The sequence below is a fragment of the Acuticoccus kandeliae genome (genome assembly GCF_003073115.1).
The window spans coordinates 2,066,862-2,082,008 of sequence record NZ_QBBV01000001.1; the positions used below are offsets into that span (position 1 = coordinate 2,066,862).

12 protein-coding genes and 1 pseudogene are annotated in these 15,147 nt (G+C 65.0%); 11 read left to right on the plus strand and 2 right to left on the minus strand.

Annotated features, from left to right (window positions below; all coding sequences use genetic code 11):
• Positions 1 to 287 precede the first annotated feature (287 nt).
• The 10 genes and pseudogenes from DBV35_RS09405 to DBV35_RS31455 form a co-directional block, all read left to right on the plus strand.
• Positions 288 to 1,640 (plus strand): V-type ATP synthase subunit B, encoded by a 1,353-nt coding sequence (locus DBV35_RS09405; RefSeq protein ID WP_108659895.1) that lies wholly within the window; start codon positions 288 to 290, stop codon positions 1,638 to 1,640.
• Between the two features lie 3 nt (positions 1,641 to 1,643).
• Positions 1,644 to 2,246 carry a V-type ATP synthase subunit D gene (locus DBV35_RS09410; RefSeq protein WP_108659896.1) on the plus strand — a complete coding sequence of 201 codons (603 nt, stop codon included), beginning with the start codon at positions 1,644 to 1,646 and terminating at the stop codon, positions 2,244 to 2,246.
• An 11-nt stretch (positions 2,247 to 2,257) separates the two neighbouring features.
• Positions 2,258 to 4,021, plus strand: coding sequence for a V-type ATP synthase subunit I (locus DBV35_RS09415; protein ID WP_108659897.1), 1,764 nt, complete (start codon positions 2,258 to 2,260; stop codon positions 4,019 to 4,021).
• The gene (locus DBV35_RS09420; RefSeq protein WP_108659898.1) at positions 4,018 to 4,464 is read left to right on the plus strand and encodes an ATP synthase subunit C; all 447 of its coding nucleotides are present in this window, start codon (positions 4,018 to 4,020) and stop codon (positions 4,462 to 4,464) included. The genes DBV35_RS09415 and DBV35_RS09420 overlap by 4 nt, the downstream gene beginning before the upstream one ends.
• Positions 4,418 to 5,164, plus strand: coding sequence for a hypothetical protein (locus tag DBV35_RS09425; RefSeq protein WP_205648526.1), 747 nt, complete (start codon positions 4,418 to 4,420; stop codon positions 5,162 to 5,164). Before DBV35_RS09420 ends, DBV35_RS09425 begins: the two co-directional genes overlap by 47 nt.
• Before the next feature lie 4 nt (positions 5,165 to 5,168).
• Entirely contained in the window at positions 5,169 to 5,858 is a 690-nt protein-coding gene (locus tag DBV35_RS09430; RefSeq protein ID WP_108659900.1) for a hypothetical protein, read from the plus strand.
• Positions 5,855 to 7,720 carry a V-type ATP synthase subunit A gene (locus tag DBV35_RS09435; protein ID WP_108659901.1) on the plus strand — a complete coding sequence of 622 codons (1,866 nt, stop codon included), beginning with the start codon at positions 5,855 to 5,857 and terminating at the stop codon, positions 7,718 to 7,720. Before DBV35_RS09430 ends, DBV35_RS09435 begins: the two co-directional genes overlap by 4 nt.
• Before the next feature lie 545 nt (positions 7,721 to 8,265).
• Positions 8,266 to 9,351 carry an efflux RND transporter periplasmic adaptor subunit gene (locus tag DBV35_RS09440; RefSeq protein WP_205648527.1) on the plus strand — a complete coding sequence of 362 codons (1,086 nt, stop codon included), beginning with the start codon at positions 8,266 to 8,268 and terminating at the stop codon, positions 9,349 to 9,351.
• Between the two features lie 6 nt (positions 9,352 to 9,357).
• Complete coding sequence (locus DBV35_RS09445; protein WP_108659903.1) at positions 9,358 to 12,519, plus strand: efflux RND transporter permease subunit; 3,162 nt, start codon at positions 9,358 to 9,360, stop codon at positions 12,517 to 12,519.
• 14 nt (positions 12,520 to 12,533) lie between these two features.
• Positions 12,534 to 12,710 (plus strand): annotated as a pseudogene (locus DBV35_RS31455) (integrase core domain-containing protein); the annotation flags it as partial.
• 154 nt (positions 12,711 to 12,864) lie between these two features.
• Here DBV35_RS31455 and DBV35_RS09450 read toward each other — a convergent pair.
• Positions 12,865 to 13,644, minus strand: a complete 780-nt coding sequence (locus tag DBV35_RS09450) for an SDR family oxidoreductase (RefSeq protein ID WP_108659904.1) — start codon at positions 13,642 to 13,644, stop codon at positions 12,865 to 12,867.
• Positions 13,641 to 13,970 carry a nuclear transport factor 2 family protein gene (locus DBV35_RS09455; RefSeq protein ID WP_108659905.1) on the minus strand — a complete coding sequence of 110 codons (330 nt, stop codon included), beginning with the start codon at positions 13,968 to 13,970 and terminating at the stop codon, positions 13,641 to 13,643. Before DBV35_RS09455 ends, DBV35_RS09450 begins: the two co-directional genes overlap by 4 nt.
• Positions 13,971 to 14,070: 100 nt before the next feature.
• Here DBV35_RS09455 and DBV35_RS09460 point away from each other — a divergent pair, with 100 nt between their 5' ends.
• Positions 14,071 to 14,967 carry a LysR family transcriptional regulator gene (locus DBV35_RS09460; protein ID WP_108659906.1) on the plus strand — a complete coding sequence of 299 codons (897 nt, stop codon included), beginning with the start codon at positions 14,071 to 14,073 and terminating at the stop codon, positions 14,965 to 14,967.
• Positions 14,968 to 15,147 lie beyond the last annotated feature (180 nt).

The following is a 15,147-nucleotide window of genomic DNA, read 5'->3' on the forward strand; positions in this document are numbered from 1 at the left end:
CGGAACCGTCAATCGCTCTGCCGTTGCTGTGCGTCGTCGAGATATTTTTCTTAGTTGTATATAATTTTGAGAATGTCATCATTGGTCCAATAATGGATATGAATATCAATATCGCAAACTATCTAATTTCAGGATAGTATTGATGATGATTTGAGGCGATTTGCTTGAACCTCTCCCAAGAGACGGGTTGACCCATGTCAAGGGTGCGCCGACGGACCTCTGGCAGGATCGAGCCCTTGCTGAAGCGGCCTGCAAAACCAAGTCGGTGGTTGCCGCGGTGATGTCCCATGTCAGACACGCTGATCAGTCACACGCTTGTCCTGTCGATTGTCGGAGACATCATCCGTATCCGACTTCCGAATGCGGCGCGTTCGGGGGCGGACAGTCCGGCCTTCGGTGACCTTGCCGAGGTGCGCGACGTAGACGGCCGGGTGCGCCTCGCCCAGGTTGTCAAACTGGACGGTGACGAGGCCTCGCTGCAGATTTTCTCCGGCTCGAAAGGTGTCTCGACACGGGCCGCCGTCCGCTTCCTCGGCCATCCGCCGCAGGTGACCTTCTCCGACAATGTCCTCGGCCGCGTCTTTGGCGGAACCGGCTCACCGATTGACGGCGGCCCCACCCTTGAGATGGATCCAAGGATCGACATCGGCGGGCCGTCGGCAAATCCGGCGCGTCGGCGATTGGCGTCGAAGATCATCCGCACCGACGTGCCGATGATCGATGTGTTCAACTCGCTGGTGGAGAGCCAGAAGATCCCGATTTTCTCGGTCTCGGGCGAGCCGTTCAATCAACTGCTGGCCCGCATCGGCATCCAGGCCGATGCCGACATCGTCGTGTTCGGCGGACTGGGCATGCTCTTCGACGACTACTGGCGCTTCAGGCGCACGTTCGAGGATGCCGGCGTGTTTTCCCGCACGGTGATGTTTGTCAACCAGGCGTCCGATCCGATGGTCGAGCGGCTCCTGGTGCCCGATATGGCGCTCGCCGTCGCGGAACGTTTCGCTGTCGAGGGGAAGAAGCGGGTTCTGGTTCTGCTGACGGACATGACCGCCTATGCCGACGCGCTCAAGGAGGTGGGCATTTCGATGGATCGGGTGCCGTCGAATCGCGGCTATCTGGGCGACCTCTACAGCCAGATGGCGCGCCGATACGAGAAGGCTGCGGACTTCGATGGTGCGGGGTCGGTCACGATCCTGACCGTGACGACAATGCCGGGGAATGACGTGACTCACCCGGTGCCGGACAACACCGGCTACATCACCGAAGGCCAGTTTTACTTGCATGATGGCGCGATCGATCCCTTCGGTTCGCTCTCGCGACTGAAGCAGCACGTAATCGGAAAGATGACGCGCGAGGATCACTCGGCCGTCATGAACACGATGATCCGCTTGTATTCGGAAGCCCGTGACGCACAGCAGAAACAGGCGATGGCATTCGACCTGTCCGAGTACGACCATCAGCTTCTCAAGTTCGGGGATCTCTTTCGCGACCGGTTCATGAACATCGAGGTGTCGCTGCCGTTGGAGAAGGCGCTGGATCTCGGCTGGCAAACCATGGCCGAGTGCTTCGAGCCCGAGCAGCTTCTGATGAAGCAAGGACTGGTGGAGAAGTACTTCCCCGACACGTCGCGGGCGGCCTGAACGGTGGCCCGGCTGACACTCAGCAAGGCGCAGCTTGCCCGCGAGAGGGCCGCGCTCGACATGTACCGAAGATACCTCCCATCCCTCGATCTCAAGCGACGCCAACTGATGGCCGAGCGCAAGCGGACCGAGGTGCGGATCGTGACGCTGCGCGAGGAGGAGGCTTTACGCGTGGACGGCATCGGCGCCGAGATTCCGATGCTCGCCGATACGCGCATCGACCTCAATGGTCTCGCGACGCTCAAGTCGGTGCGGTTGGGTGAGCGCAATGTCGTCGGGCAGCGCGTGCCGGTGGTTGAGAATATCGAGGTCGACATCGCGCCCTACGGGCGGCTGACGCGCCCTCATTGGGTCGACCTCGTCGCCACGCGGCTGAAGGAGGTGTTGCGCATCCGTGTCGAGATGCAAGTCGCCGCGCGCGAAATCGTCCTTCTCGATGGGGCCATCACCAAGGTGACGCAACGGGTCAACCTGTTCGAGAAGGTCCTGATTCCTCGGGCGGAGACGAATATCCGACGCCTCGGGATCGCGCTCGGCGACATGGAACGCTCGGCGGTGGTGAACTCCAAGATCGGCAAGCGAAAGCGCGAGGCAACTGGCGCATGACGATAGAGCCCATGAATCGCGTCACCGTCTGCGGCCTGTCCCGGGCGAAGGGCGAGGTGCTCGCCGCGCTTCAGGATCTCGGGTGCCTGCACCTCGTACCACTTCGCGAAGCGGGACCGCTCGATGCGCCGGACGCGGCCACGCGGAGGAGGGCAGCCGCCGCGTGGCGCCATCTCGACAGCGCGCCGCGGTGGCAGCGGCCGTGGCCCGTCGGCCGGGACATCGATCTCGATTGCGTCATCGAAGCGACCCTTGCCAACAAGGAGCGGCTGAGAAAGGGGCGCGATCGTCGCGACGCTCTCACCCGCCGAATTGCGGACTTGAAGCCCTTTGGTGACTTCGAGCTTCCTCCGGAGGCGGCCCTGCGTGGCCGCAAGCTCTGGTTCTATGTCTTGCCGATCAAGCAGCGTCGCGCGCTCGAAAAGCTTGAGTTGCCCTGGGCGATCGTCGGCCGTGGGCCGACAGAGCTCCGCCTGGCCGTGATCTCGCCGGACGAGCCCGCGCCGGATCTCCTTCCCACCCCCCGTATTCACACCGGATCACGCGCCCTGTCGGCCCTGCACCGAGAGCTGGAAACGACGGAGATCGAGATCGAACAGGCGGAAGCCGAATTGGCCGAGCTGACGCGAAACCGCCTGGCGCTCGGCTTGCGGCTCGCCGAGGCGGAAGACGAGGACGCGAGGCGGTTGGCCGCGCAAGGCACGTACGATGAACCGAGATTCTTCGCGCTGCAGGGGTGGGCGCCCACTGATGCGGTCGACGACATCGCCGCACTGGCGCACCAGCGGGGACTCGCCGTGCATGTCGCGGCGCCCGGACCCGACGATGATCCACCGACCTTGCTGAAGAATCCGGGTCACTTCCAGGACATCGGGGCGCTGACGCGCTTCTATCAGACCCCGGCTTACCGGTCGTGGGATCCGAGCCTGATCGTCTTCGTGTCGTTCGCGATCTTTTTCTCGATGATCCTCGCCGACGCCGGGTATGCGGCCGTACTCGCAGGCCTCGTCTGGTTTTTTCGAGGCCGGATCGGCCGCGGGGCAAGTGGCCGCCGCCTTCGGCTGATGCTGTTGGCCGTGCTCGGTACGGCGTTCGCGTACGGCGTGGCGGCCGGGAGTTATTTCGGGATGGCTCTGCCTGAGGGCAGCCTCCTATCGCGTATCGCGTTCATCGACCTGAGCGACTTCGAGGTGATGATGCGCGCGTCCGTGATGATCGGCGTCCTGCACATCTGTATCGCCAATGCCGAGGTTGCGTGGCGTCGTTGGGGAACCCCGGACGCGATGGGCCGAGTGGGCTGGATCGTTGTCGCGGTGGGTGGGCTCGTCGTGTGGTTGGGGCCGACGACCGTTGGCGTCCTCGCCATTGTCGCCGGCCTCGCCGTGGTGTTCGTCTCGAATGCCCTGGTGCGGCCAATCACGAAACCCACCGACTGGCTTTTTCGTCTGGCCGATGGCGGCCTCTCGCTGACGAGGCTTAGCAAGCTCTTCGGCGACGTTCTGAGCTACATGCGCCTCTTTGCGCTTGGCCTCGCCAGCGCGTCACTCGCCGCGACGTTCAATGGCCTGGCGCGCGATCTTGCCGGCGTCACCGGCGTTGGTGTCCTTCTCGCGATCCTCGTTCTGATCTTCGGCCACGCCGCCAACCTCGCGCTCGGGATCTTGAGCGGCGTCGTCCATGGGCTTCGCCTCAACTTCATCGAGTTCTTCGGATGGGGGCTTTCCGACGAGGGCTACCCGTTCAAGGCCTTCGCACGAAAGGAAAGGACATCATGAGCGAGCTCGTGATCGCGCTCGGCTGGGTCGGTATTTTCGGATCGATGGCGCTGGCGGCGATCGGAAGCATCATCGGCTGCGCCATTGCCGGACAAGCCGCCATCGGCGCCATGTTGGAGACGGATGGCGGCTATGGGCGCTTCATCGGCATCTCCGCGATGCCGTCGTCGCAGATCATCTTCGGCATCGTCATCATGTTCTCTTTGAACCAGGAGGTGACGGCGGCGAATGGCGGCGGCCTCTTCGCGATAGGCTTTCTGGCCGGAATCGCCCTCATGATGAGCGCGATTTGGCAAGGACGCGCATGCGCGTCAGCCATCGCGGCCTCCAAGGACAAGCCGGAGATCTTCGGCCTGTCACTCGCTCCGGCGGCCATCGTGGAAGGGTTCGCGGTGTTTGCGTTCGTCTTCGCGCTGGTGCTCGCCGGGTCGTTGCCGAGCTGAGGGGATCGCAATGGCTGAAACATCCACCGTCCCTACCTCCGCCGGCATCGAGGAATTGATCTCGAAGCTCCGCCGGGAAGGCGTCGAGGAGGGGGAGGCCGAAGCGGCCCGGCTCGTCGCCGAGGCCGAGACCAGGGCGAAGGCCATCCTCGAAACGGCCGAAGCCGATGCGCGTGACCTTCGCGAAGACGCTCGCAAGGAGGCGGAGCGAACCCTTCAGGCCGGCAAGGAGGCGCTGCGCGGTGCCATGCGCGACGCCGTCCTCGAGCTGAAAGACGGCCTCAGTCGCCGCTTTGCCGCGGAGGTTCAGGCGACGGTCTCGAACCTTGCGCGCGATGAGGAAATGCTGAAGCGCATGATCCTCGCCGTGGCCGGTCGGGCCCGTGAGGAGGCGAACACCGACGACGCCGCTGCGATGGAGGTCGTCCTCCCGCGATCCGCCGTTGGGCTCGACGAGCTGCGGCGCAATCCGGAGGAGTTGAAGGAGGGCTCGATCACCCACTTCGTTGCGGCAACGGCCGCCGAGATGCTGAGGCGCGGGGTCACCTTCGAGCGCGCCGCCGATGACGCGGAAGGCATCCGCCTCGTGCTGAAGGACGAGGGCCTCGTGGTCGATCTGTCCGACAGCGCCGTGGCGAGTGTCATTCTGCGTCACCTTCAGCCACGCTTCCGTGCGCTGCTCGAAGGGGTGGTGAGGTGAACAGGTGTCGCACCAGTACGTCACCCTGATGGCGAGCCTCCCGGCGCTCGGTCCCATGCTCGCGGCAAAGCATGCCCCGATCAATCGGGACCGGCTGCGAGCCCGGTTGTCCATGCTGGCGCCAGAGCATCGCGAGGAGGTGGACGAACTGACCGGTCTCATGGTCTGGTCCAGGATCGGACTCGCCGAAACGGATGCCGCGATGGTCCTGCGGGCCCGAAGGCTGGTGTCGCGGCTTTCAAGCGAAACGCTGATCCAGCTCGTGCGCGGAAGGATGGAGTTGCGGACGACCGTCGCAGCGTTGCGAAGCCGCAATGCGGGCGAGGACGCGCCCGGCCGGGATGCGGTGTGGGGGTATGGCCGCTACGTCAATCGCATCCGGGAGAATTGGGGCCAGCCGGGGTTCGGCGTGACGGCGGCCTTCCCCTGGATTCTGCAGGCGAAGGATCGCCTTGAGAAGGGGGATTCGGCCGCCTTGGAGCGCATCATCCTGGAAGCGGCTTGGCGGCAAGCAGCCTGGCTCGCGGCCGGCCACGACTTCGACTACGAGGCCGTCGCGCTCTATCTCGTGCGTTGGAACCTCCTCGACCGTTGGACCCGGTATGACGCGCAGGCGGCGGCCGCACGTTTCGCCGCGCTGGTGGACGACGCGCTGGCACGCGCTCCCGAGTCCCTCACGGAGATCCTGACATGATCGATAAGTCCGGCAACGGGCCCACGGCTCGGATTTCCGCGGTCCAGGAAGACATCGTGCGCATCAAGCTCACGGACCCGGACACGCAGTCCATGGTCAAGAACGAGGTTGTCTACGTGCGGCCTGCGCGCTTTCCCGATCAGCGGCTCAAGGCCGAAGTGCTGCGGATCAGTGGCGACGAGGCCGATGCGCAGGTCTACGAGAATACTGCCGGGATCGGGCTCGGGGACGCGGTGGAACAGACCGGCCGGCTGCTCTCGGTATCGCTCGGACCGGGCCTCCTCGGCCAAGTCTTTGACGGCTTGCAAAATCCGTTGGAGGCACTGGCCGTCGCGCACGGCACCTTCCTCGCGAGGGGTGTCGAACTGCCTGGCTTGGACAGGACGGCAAAGTGGGCCTTCTCCCCCTCGCGCCGCATCGGCGATCGCGTGGCGGGAGGCGATCCCCTCGGCACCGTTCCGGAGGGCGTCCTCCGGCACAAGATCATGGTGCCATTCGATATCGACGAGACGGTCGAGGTGGTCTGGCTGCGCGAAGGCAACGTGGCGGTCGATGAGCCGGTCGCGCGATTGCGTGATGCGGCCGGCGTCGAACGCACCATCAGTATGGTTCAGGAATGGCCGGTCCGGATCCCGTTGCCGAGGCGGATGCTGGAGCGACGCGCGTCGGAGCGGCTCTATCCGGATGCGCCGATGACCACCAATCAGCGGCTCATCGATACGTTCTTCCCGATAGCGCAGGGCGGCACGGCCTGTATTCCCGGTCCTTTCGGGGCGGGCAAAACCGTTTTGCAGAACCTGATTTCCCGGCACGCCGACGTCGATGTGGTCATCGTGGTGGCGTGCGGCGAACGGGCTGGCGAAGTCGTGGAGACGATCACGGAATTTCCGAAGCTTCGCGACCCGCGCACGGGCGGCTCGCTGATGGACCGCACGGTGATCGTCTGCAACACGTCCTCGATGCCGGTCGCCTCGCGCGAGGCGTCGATCTACACCGGCCTTACCATCGGCGAATATTATCGGCAGATGGGGCTTCGAGCGCTCCTGATCGCCGACTCGACCTCTCGTTGGGCGCAGGCCATGCGTGAGACGTCCGGGCGCCTGGAGGAGATCCCGGGCGAAGAGGGTTTTCCGGCCTATCTCGACAGTTCCATCAAGGGTGTCTACGAGCGCGCCGGCGTCCTGCGGACGAACGACGGAGCGGTCGGCGCGCTGACCATGATCGGTACCGTTTCGCCTGCGGGTGGAAATTTCGAGGAGCCGGTGACGCAGTCGACCTTGTCGGCCGTCAAATGCTTCCTCGGACTGTCGGCGACCCGAGCCTACAAACGCTTCTACCCGGCGGTTGATCCGCTGCTGTCGTGGTCCCGCTACAGGGAGCAGCTCACGCCATGGTTCGCGGAACGGATGGGTGCCGAGTGGGCGGGGAGGGTCCGGCTGATGGAGGCTCTCCTTGTGCGCGGCGAAGAGATCGCCGAGATGATGCAGGTGACCGGGGAGGACGGCGTGACGATCGAAGATTTCGTCACGCACCAGTTGGCCCTCTACGTGGACATGGTCTTCCTGCAGCAGGACGCGTTCGACGCGGTGGACTCCTCCGTGGCGCTCGAGCGCCAGAAGGTGCAGTTCGGTCGCGTCTTCACGGCCACCACACGCAGTTACGCATTTCAGGACAAGGCGGCGGCGCGCGCATACTTCACGCGGCTTACGGGTCTCGCGAAGAACCTCAACTATGCGCCACCTGGCTCGGGTGAAGAGGCACGCCTGGTCGACGAGATCGATGCCCTGGACCGGACGGTGCCGGTGATGGCCCTGCCAGTCGATCCGGCTCCTCGTTCAACCGAAAGACCGGACGCAACCTGAGCCACCTGCGCAAGCTGAAGGTGAGCCGATGGCAGAATGGGCGATGACGAGAAGCGGCGTCCAACGCATCATGAGACCGGTGGGGTCAGTTTTAATAGATTTAAATTTCAAATCTATGTAATTATTACTTACAAACCAAAATATTTTATTGTATAGTATAGCGAATTGTCAGGCGGATATATCCGTTGACTTAAGTGGGGGAGGGGAGGGTTTTGCGAAATCGGGCGTTGCGTGCGGGGGAGTTCGGCTGCGTCTCGGGCTGATGATCGAGCCGTGCGACCGGATGTGTCGCCGAAATCCTGCAACGTCGAAGTTCCGGTCGAAGTGGCGCATCCTTTGACGAGGTGTGAGCCATCGGACGGTCCAGTTCCGCACGTCAGCTGCATCCGGCGGTCGTGCGGGGAAGCGCGCGAATACTAGAACGGTTCATAAGCGTTGGCTGCGAGACGGGCCTGTGCGCCACGTTGATAAAGCCGCAGCATGTCTGGCCAGGAGACCTGGAAGGAGCGCCCATGCTTACCTCGTCCGTTTCGAATTGGCCCGCCGTGATCATCCTCGTGTCATTCGTAAACTTGCAGCCGCTGCCGGCCGCCGGGCAAGACGCACCACTTCCGGCGGTCGTGGTCGCGCCGGCAGAGATTCGCGAACTCAGGCCGCAGGCCGCCTTCACCGGGCGCCTTCGCGCGATCCAGAAGGTGACCATAAGATCGCGCGTGACCGGGTTCCTCGAAAAGCTGGCTTTCGAGGAAGGAGAGCATGTCGAGGCGCACGCTCTCCTCTATCAGATCGAAGATCAAAGCTACCGGGCGACGGTGGAAGAGATCCGAGGTCAGATCACGTCCGCCGAGGCGTTGAAATCCCTGGCCGAGATCGAGGTCGATCGTCAGCGCCGGCTCGTCGAGCGAGGGACGGTGGCCCAAGCCATTCTCGACCAAGCGGAGGCGCGTCTCGGTCAGGCCGAGGGCGAACTGACACGGCTTCAGGCACAGCTCGACAAAGCAATTCTGGATTTGTCCTACACGGAGATCAAGGCCCCGTTCGCCGGTGTGACAGGCCTCTCGGCCGTCGATGTCGGGGCATTCGTGGAGCCGGGGACCGGGACGTTGACGACGCTCACGCGGCTTGACCCCATGACGGTGCAATTCCCTGTCGCGACGGCCGAGCTGCTCCGCTACAGGGCCGCGGTCGACCGAGGCGAGGCAAGCGAAGAGGCGAGCGTTCAGATCGAGCTGCCCGATGGCACCGTTTACCCGTCCAAGGGCACGATCAATTTCATCGATGCCGCGGTCTCGCCAGGCACCGACACCGTCACCGTACGCGCGGTCTTCGCCAATCCGGATGGGCGGCTCCTTGACGGTGCGCTCGTGGGCGTCCGGCTCGAGGCGGAGCAGGCGGACCGAGTGCTGGCTGTGCCGCAGCGCGCCGTGCAGCGCGACCAGATCGGCACCTTCGTCATGGTCGTTGACGAGAACGGAATCGTCGAACTGAGGCGTGTCGACGTCTCCAGTACGACCGGCGGCCTCTCGGTGATCCGTGACGGGCTCGGGAACGGCGAACTCGTCGTGACGGACGGGATCAACAAGATCCGGCCCGGGATCAAGGTCGACGCCGCCCTCGCATCGGAGGGCTGATCGGACATGATTTCCTCGGTTTTCATCGACCGCCCGCGCCTCGCGATCGTCATCTCGATCGTGATCACCGTGGCGGGCATCGTCGCGCTCGGGCGTCTTCCCGTTGCCCAATTCCCGGAGGTCGTCCCCCCGCAGGTGAAGGTGAGCGCGTTCTACCCCGGCGCTGGCGCGGAGGTGGTGGAGCAAACGGTTGCCCAGCCGATCGAGCAACAGGTGATCGGCGTCGAGGACATGATCTACATGAAGTCCACCAGCGGCGCGGACGGGAGCTACGCGCTGACCGTGAGCTTCGCCGTCGGCACCGATCCCGACATCGCGACCGTCAACGTTCAGAACCGCATCGCAGCCGCCGAGGCCCAGCTCCCCGCGGAAGTCCGCGCCACAGGTGTGACCGTGCGCAAGGCGTCCAACGCCGCGCTCCTTCTCCTGTCGATCTCGGACAATGAGGGCAAACTCGACGAGCTGCTCCTGTCGAACTATGCCACCATCAACCTCGTCGATCCGTTGAAGCGGGTGCCGGGCATCGGCGATGTGACCGTGATCGGTGCGCGCGACTATTCCATGCGCATCGTGCTCGATGTCGACCGCCTCACGAGCCTCGGCCTCACGCCGAGCGACGTCGCGGCAGCGCTGCGGTCGCAGAACATCCAGGCCGCGATCGGCCGTGTCGGCGCACAGCCGCTCGTCGACGATCCGGTGCTCCAACTCAACATGACCACGCAGGGCCGCCTCGCGGACCCCGAGGCGTTCGGCAATGTCGTCTTGCGCGCCGAGCCCGACGGCTCACAACTGCGCGTCAAGGACGTGGCGACGGTCGAGCTCGGAGCGCGCAACTACGACGCCATCAGCGCCTTCAACGACAGGCCGACGGTGCTCATCGCGATCTCGCAGGCGCCAGGCGGCAACGCGCTCGCCGTGAAACGGGGCGTCGTCGACACGCTGGAGCGGCTCTCGCTCAACTTTCCCGGCGGACTGACCTACGACCTCACCTACGACCTGACGACGTTCATCGAGGCGAGCATTGCCGAGCTGAAGGTCACGCTTGTTCAGGCCTTCGCGCTCGTCATCCTCGTCGTGTTCCTGTTTCTCGGAAGCGTGCGGGCAACGTTCGTGCCGGCTGCCGCAGTGCCGGTGGCGCTCATTGGCACGTTCGCCGTCCTGCTCGCGCTAGGCTTTACCCTCAATACGATCAACCTGTTGGCGCTCGTCTTGGCGATCGGAACGGTCGTGGACGACGCGATCGTCGTGACCGAGAATTGCGAACGAGTGATGGCGGAAAATCCCGACCTTCCTCGGCGCGAAGCCGTGCGCAAGGCGATGGGGGAGATCACCGGAGCCGTCATCTCCACCACGCTCGTACTCCTGGCGGTCTTCGTCCCCATCGCGTTCATCCCCGGCCTCTCCGGGGTCTTGTTCCAGCAGTTCGCGGTGGCGGTTTCGACCGCTGTTGTCCTGTCCACCGTGAACGCGCTGACCTTGAGCCCGGCGCTCTGCGGCATGTTGCTGAAGGCTCGGACGGGGCCGCAGCGGGGGCTCCTCGGCCATATCTCGCATGGGATCGACTGGACCCGAGACGGCTATGTGCGCATTGCAGCCTGGATCGCGCGTCGGGCGGTCGTGGGTGTCCTCCTGCTGCTGGTGGCGATCGGTGCGAGCGGCTGGCTCTTTCAGGTCGTGCCGACCGGCTTTCTTCCAGTGGAGGATCAGGGCGCGTTCGTCGTCGAGCTGCGCCTGCCGGAAGGCGCTTCGGTGAACCGGACCAACGAGGTCCGTCGCGCATTCGCCGCGCAGATTGGCGGCATCGATGGAGTGGCCGACACGGTGAGCGCCGCCGGCTACAGTCTCCTCGACGGCCTCGTCGTGCCCAACACCGCGTTCATTTCGGTCACGCTGGAGCCGTTCGCGGACCGGAGCGAGGCGGTGAAAAGCGTCTACGCAATCATCGCGGACACCGCCCGACGCGGCCTTGCCGTGCGCGAGGCCGCCGTCTTCGCGTACAATCTCCCGCCGATCATCGGTCTCGGTTCGGGGTCGGGCTTCGAATATCAGCTCCTCGACCTTGAAGGGCGTCCCCCGGCTGACCTTGCCGCCGTGGCCGGCGGTCTCATGATCTCCGCCAATCAGGACGAGCGCATCGGCCAGGCCTTCACGACGTACTCGGCCTCGACGCCTCAGCTCTATCTCGATATCGACCGTGAAAGGCTTCAGACGCTCGGCGTCAGGGTGGATGACGTCTTCGCAACGCTCCAGGGCACATTCGGCTCCACCTACATCAACGACTTCAACCTCTTCGGCCGGTCATGGCAGGTCAACATGCAGGCCGCCCAGGCCGACCGCGCGTCCGTCACGGACCTGTCGAAGCTCCATGTGCGGAATGCGACCGGCGAGATGGTGCCGCTTTCAGCCTTCATGACCCCGGAGATGGTGCTGGGGCCGCAATCGGTGGTGCGTTACAACAATTACCGCTCGGTGACGCTGATCGGAGAGCCAGCCGCTGGCGTCGCTTCGGGAACGGCACTTCAAGCGATGGCGGAGGTCTCTCGGGCGACACTCCCGAGCGGTTACGATTTCGAGTGGACCGGCACGGCACTGCAGGAGATCGAGGCGGCGGGGCAGACGGCGATGATCCTCGCCTTCTCGATCTTCTTCGCCTACCTGTTCCTGGTCGGGCTCTACGAGAGCTGGACGATCCCCATTCCGGTGTTGCTCTCCGTTGCCTTCGGCGTTGCCGGTGCGCTCGGCGCGCTCCTGATCGCGGGCCTCGCCTTCGACATTTACGGGCAGATCGGACTTGTCGTGCTCATCGCGCTGGTGGCGAAGAACGCCATCCTCATCGTCGAGTTCGCCAAGGCACGGCGTGAAGCGGGCGTCGATATCGTCGAAGCGGCGATCGATGCGGGCCGCACCCGGTATCGCGCCGTGATGATGACGGGTCTGTCCTTCGTTGCCGGCATTCTGCCCCTGGTGTTCGCGAGCGGGGCGGCGGCGATCACGCGCCGGACCGTCGGCACCTCGGTCTTCGGCGGCATGCTGGTGGCGACGCTCGTCGGGATCTTCGCAATTCCCGCTCTATATGTCGTCTTCCAGTGGCTCCGCGAGCGGGGCAAGGCCTTCCTTGGCGGTAAGCGGCCGGCAGCCCCGGTCGAGACGGATGGCGCGGGGATGTGAGTCATTCGGCATTGAGGCTCAGGGCGGAGTACCTGAATGTTCACTGGTTCCCGACCCTTGCCGACGCGGCCGAAGAGTTGGCGGCTTGGCGTAGAGAATAAGACGAGGAACGGCCCCACGGCGCGATCGGGAACAAGGTTCCGGCCGCGCTCATGAAATTGGCACCCGAGCCCAGCCCGGCGGGCCGATGAGAGCCGGAAAACTCTACCGTCACGTCGGGGCACGGCGGGGAGTGCTCCCGATGAACTCCGAACTCTGGTGGGCCTTGATGACCTTTGGGGTGCCGATCGCCGCGCTCGTCGTGCCCGAGGAGTTCTCGACCATTCCCGTGCGGCGCCCCGGCCCTCATGCGGTCGGCACCGTACCGCCATCGATCACCACCTCGGTGCCGGTGATCGTTGCCGCCCGGTCGGAGGCGAGAAAGGCGATCAGGTTCGCAATCTCCTCCGGCTTTGACGGGCGGCCGATCGGGATGCCGCCGAGCGAGGCCATGATGATGCGCTTGCCGCCCTCGATGTCGGTTCCGGCCTCGTGCGCAATCCGGGTGGCGAGATCAACCGCGCTCTCTGTCTCGATCCAGCCGGGCGCGACGCGCACCACGCGCACGCCCTTCGGCGAGACCTCCTTCGACAGGCTCTTGCTGTAGGTCGACAATGCCGCCTTTGCGGCCGCGTAGGCGGTGGTGGATTCGGGCAGCGGGAGCTGGCGCTGGATCGAGCTGACGTGGATCACCACGCCACGCCCTTCTGCCACCATCATGGGGAGAAGCGCCCGGTCGAGCCTGACCGCGGCCATCAGGTTGAGGTCGATCTCCCCGGCCCAGACGTCGTCGTCGAGCGCGGCAAACCCTCCGGCCGGAGCGGACGAGCCGCCCAGCATGTGGACGAGGATGTCGATGCCGCCCAGCCGCGCCTTCGCCTCGCGCGCGAGCGTGGCGCAGCCTTCGGCCGTGGTGAGGTCGGCTGCGACGAACATCGCCTCGGGCAGGTCCGGCGGCCGCGAGCGTGCGGACGTCAGAACGTTGACCCCCATATCACGGAGGAGGGCGACGGTCGCCGCCCCTGCGCCGCGCGTTCCGGACGTGACCAGCGCGCGGCGCCCCTTCAGCGCGAGGAAGTCGCTCATGCGGTGATCCGCAGGCCGACGATGGCGTCCTCTCGGTCGCTCAGCCGGAACGCGAATGTCAGTTCGGCCGGGCTCCCTGGGAAAATCCCGGAGACCTTCGCGCGCACCTCGGTGACCTCACCCTTGTCGTCGATCGTGATCGGCTCGGCGACGTGCTGGTTCTCTGCCTTGGCTTTGCGCCACCAGGCGTCGATCGCCTCACGGCCACGGTAGGTGTGGTTCTCATCCTCGACGACCGCATCCTGCGCGAAAGCGCTGATCGGCGGGGTCCCGTCGGGCTTCCCGTCGGCGTCGAAATAGGCGCGGATCGGTGCTGGCAGGTTCATGGCTTGTCCTTCCCTTGGTGTTCACGAGCTAGAACTAGGGGTGGACAATCGTCCCTATAAGCGGGATTGATTAGGATGTGTCATCCTTGAATACGGGACAATGTATCGACCTGGCCTGAACGATTTCGACGCGGTCGTCGCGATTGCGCGACGGGGCTCGTTCCGGGCCGCGGCGCTCGACCTCGGCATCTCGACGACCGCGCTCAGCAACATGGTCGCCAAGCTCGAGGCGGACCTCGGCGTGCGCCTCTTCAACCGGACCACCCGCAGCGTCTCGCTGACCGGCGCGGGCCAAACCTTTGTCGACGGGATCGCCGGGCCGCTCGCCGACATCCATGGCGCAATGGATGCGGCGCGCTCGCAGCAAGAGACGCCGTCCGGAACGCTGCGCATCAACACCTTCGCCACCGCAGCGCGCGAGATCCTCTCGCCGCTCGTGCTGGCGTTCCTCCGGCGCTATCCCGAGGTGCACGTCGATCTGGTGACGGAGGGCCGGCTGGTCGACATCGTCGCCGAGGGGTTCGACCTCGGCGTGCGCGCGGGCAACCTCGTGCCGAGCGACATGATCGCGGTGCCGCTCGGGCGGCCGCAACGGTCCGCCGTGGTGGGCTCGCCCCTCTATTTCGAGACGCACGATCGGCCCGCGAATCCTGCCGACCTCGTCGCCCACCCCTGCATCCGCGTCCGTCTGCCGAATGGCGCCCTCTATCGCTGGCACTTCGAGAAGGGTGGTGAGACGGCGCAAGTCGAGGTCGCCGGACCGATTACGCTAGACGAGCCATCGCTCGCGCGCATCGCCGTTATGGAGGGCGTCGGACTCGGCTACCTCATGGAGGCCAACGTGCGTGCGGACATCGAGGAAGGCCGCCTGATCCGCGTGCTCGAAGACTGGACGCCGTCCCTGTCCGATCTTTGCCTCTACTATCCTGGCCGACGCCACGCGTCCGCCGCGCTGAAGGCGTTTGTCGCGCTCGCGCGGGATCTCCGCAGGAGGTAACGGCGGGGGCGGGCGCTGCGGTCAAAACGCCGTGCGGGCGGTCCGAAATCCCGCGGACATTGGCACTGCCACCACGCGCTTTGCAGACCTTCGCAGTGCTCAGTTAGGAGACGCGTCGGCGCGAAGCCAAAGGATCGATGCGCCACGCCCGACCGAAGAACTTTGAGCCGGCCCGGCCCG

What these genes read in the sequence shown, in the direction of transcription:
- DBV35_RS09405 (WP_108659895.1), top strand. Translation starts at nt 288, where the DNA reads ATGTCAGACACGCTGATCAGTCACACGCTTGTCCTGTCGATTGTCGGA.
- DBV35_RS09415 (WP_108659897.1), top strand. Translation starts at nt 2,258, where the DNA reads ATGAATCGCGTCACCGTCTGCGGCCTGTCCCGGGCGAAGGGCGAGGTG.
- DBV35_RS09420 (WP_108659898.1), top strand. Translation starts at nt 4,018, where the DNA reads ATGAGCGAGCTCGTGATCGCGCTCGGCTGGGTCGGTATTTTCGGATCG.
- DBV35_RS09435 (WP_108659901.1), top strand. Translation starts at nt 5,855, where the DNA reads ATGATCGATAAGTCCGGCAACGGGCCCACGGCTCGGATTTCCGCGGTC.
- DBV35_RS09445 (WP_108659903.1), top strand. Translation starts at nt 9,358, where the DNA reads ATGATTTCCTCGGTTTTCATCGACCGCCCGCGCCTCGCGATCGTCATC.
- DBV35_RS09450 (WP_108659904.1), bottom strand. Translation starts at nt 13,644, where the DNA reads ATGAGCGACTTCCTCGCGCTGAAGGGGCGCCGCGCGCTGGTCACGTCC.
- DBV35_RS09455 (WP_108659905.1), bottom strand. Translation starts at nt 13,970, where the DNA reads ATGAACCTGCCAGCACCGATCCGCGCCTATTTCGACGCCGACGGGAAG.
- DBV35_RS09460 (WP_108659906.1), top strand. Translation starts at nt 14,071, where the DNA reads ATGTATCGACCTGGCCTGAACGATTTCGACGCGGTCGTCGCGATTGCG.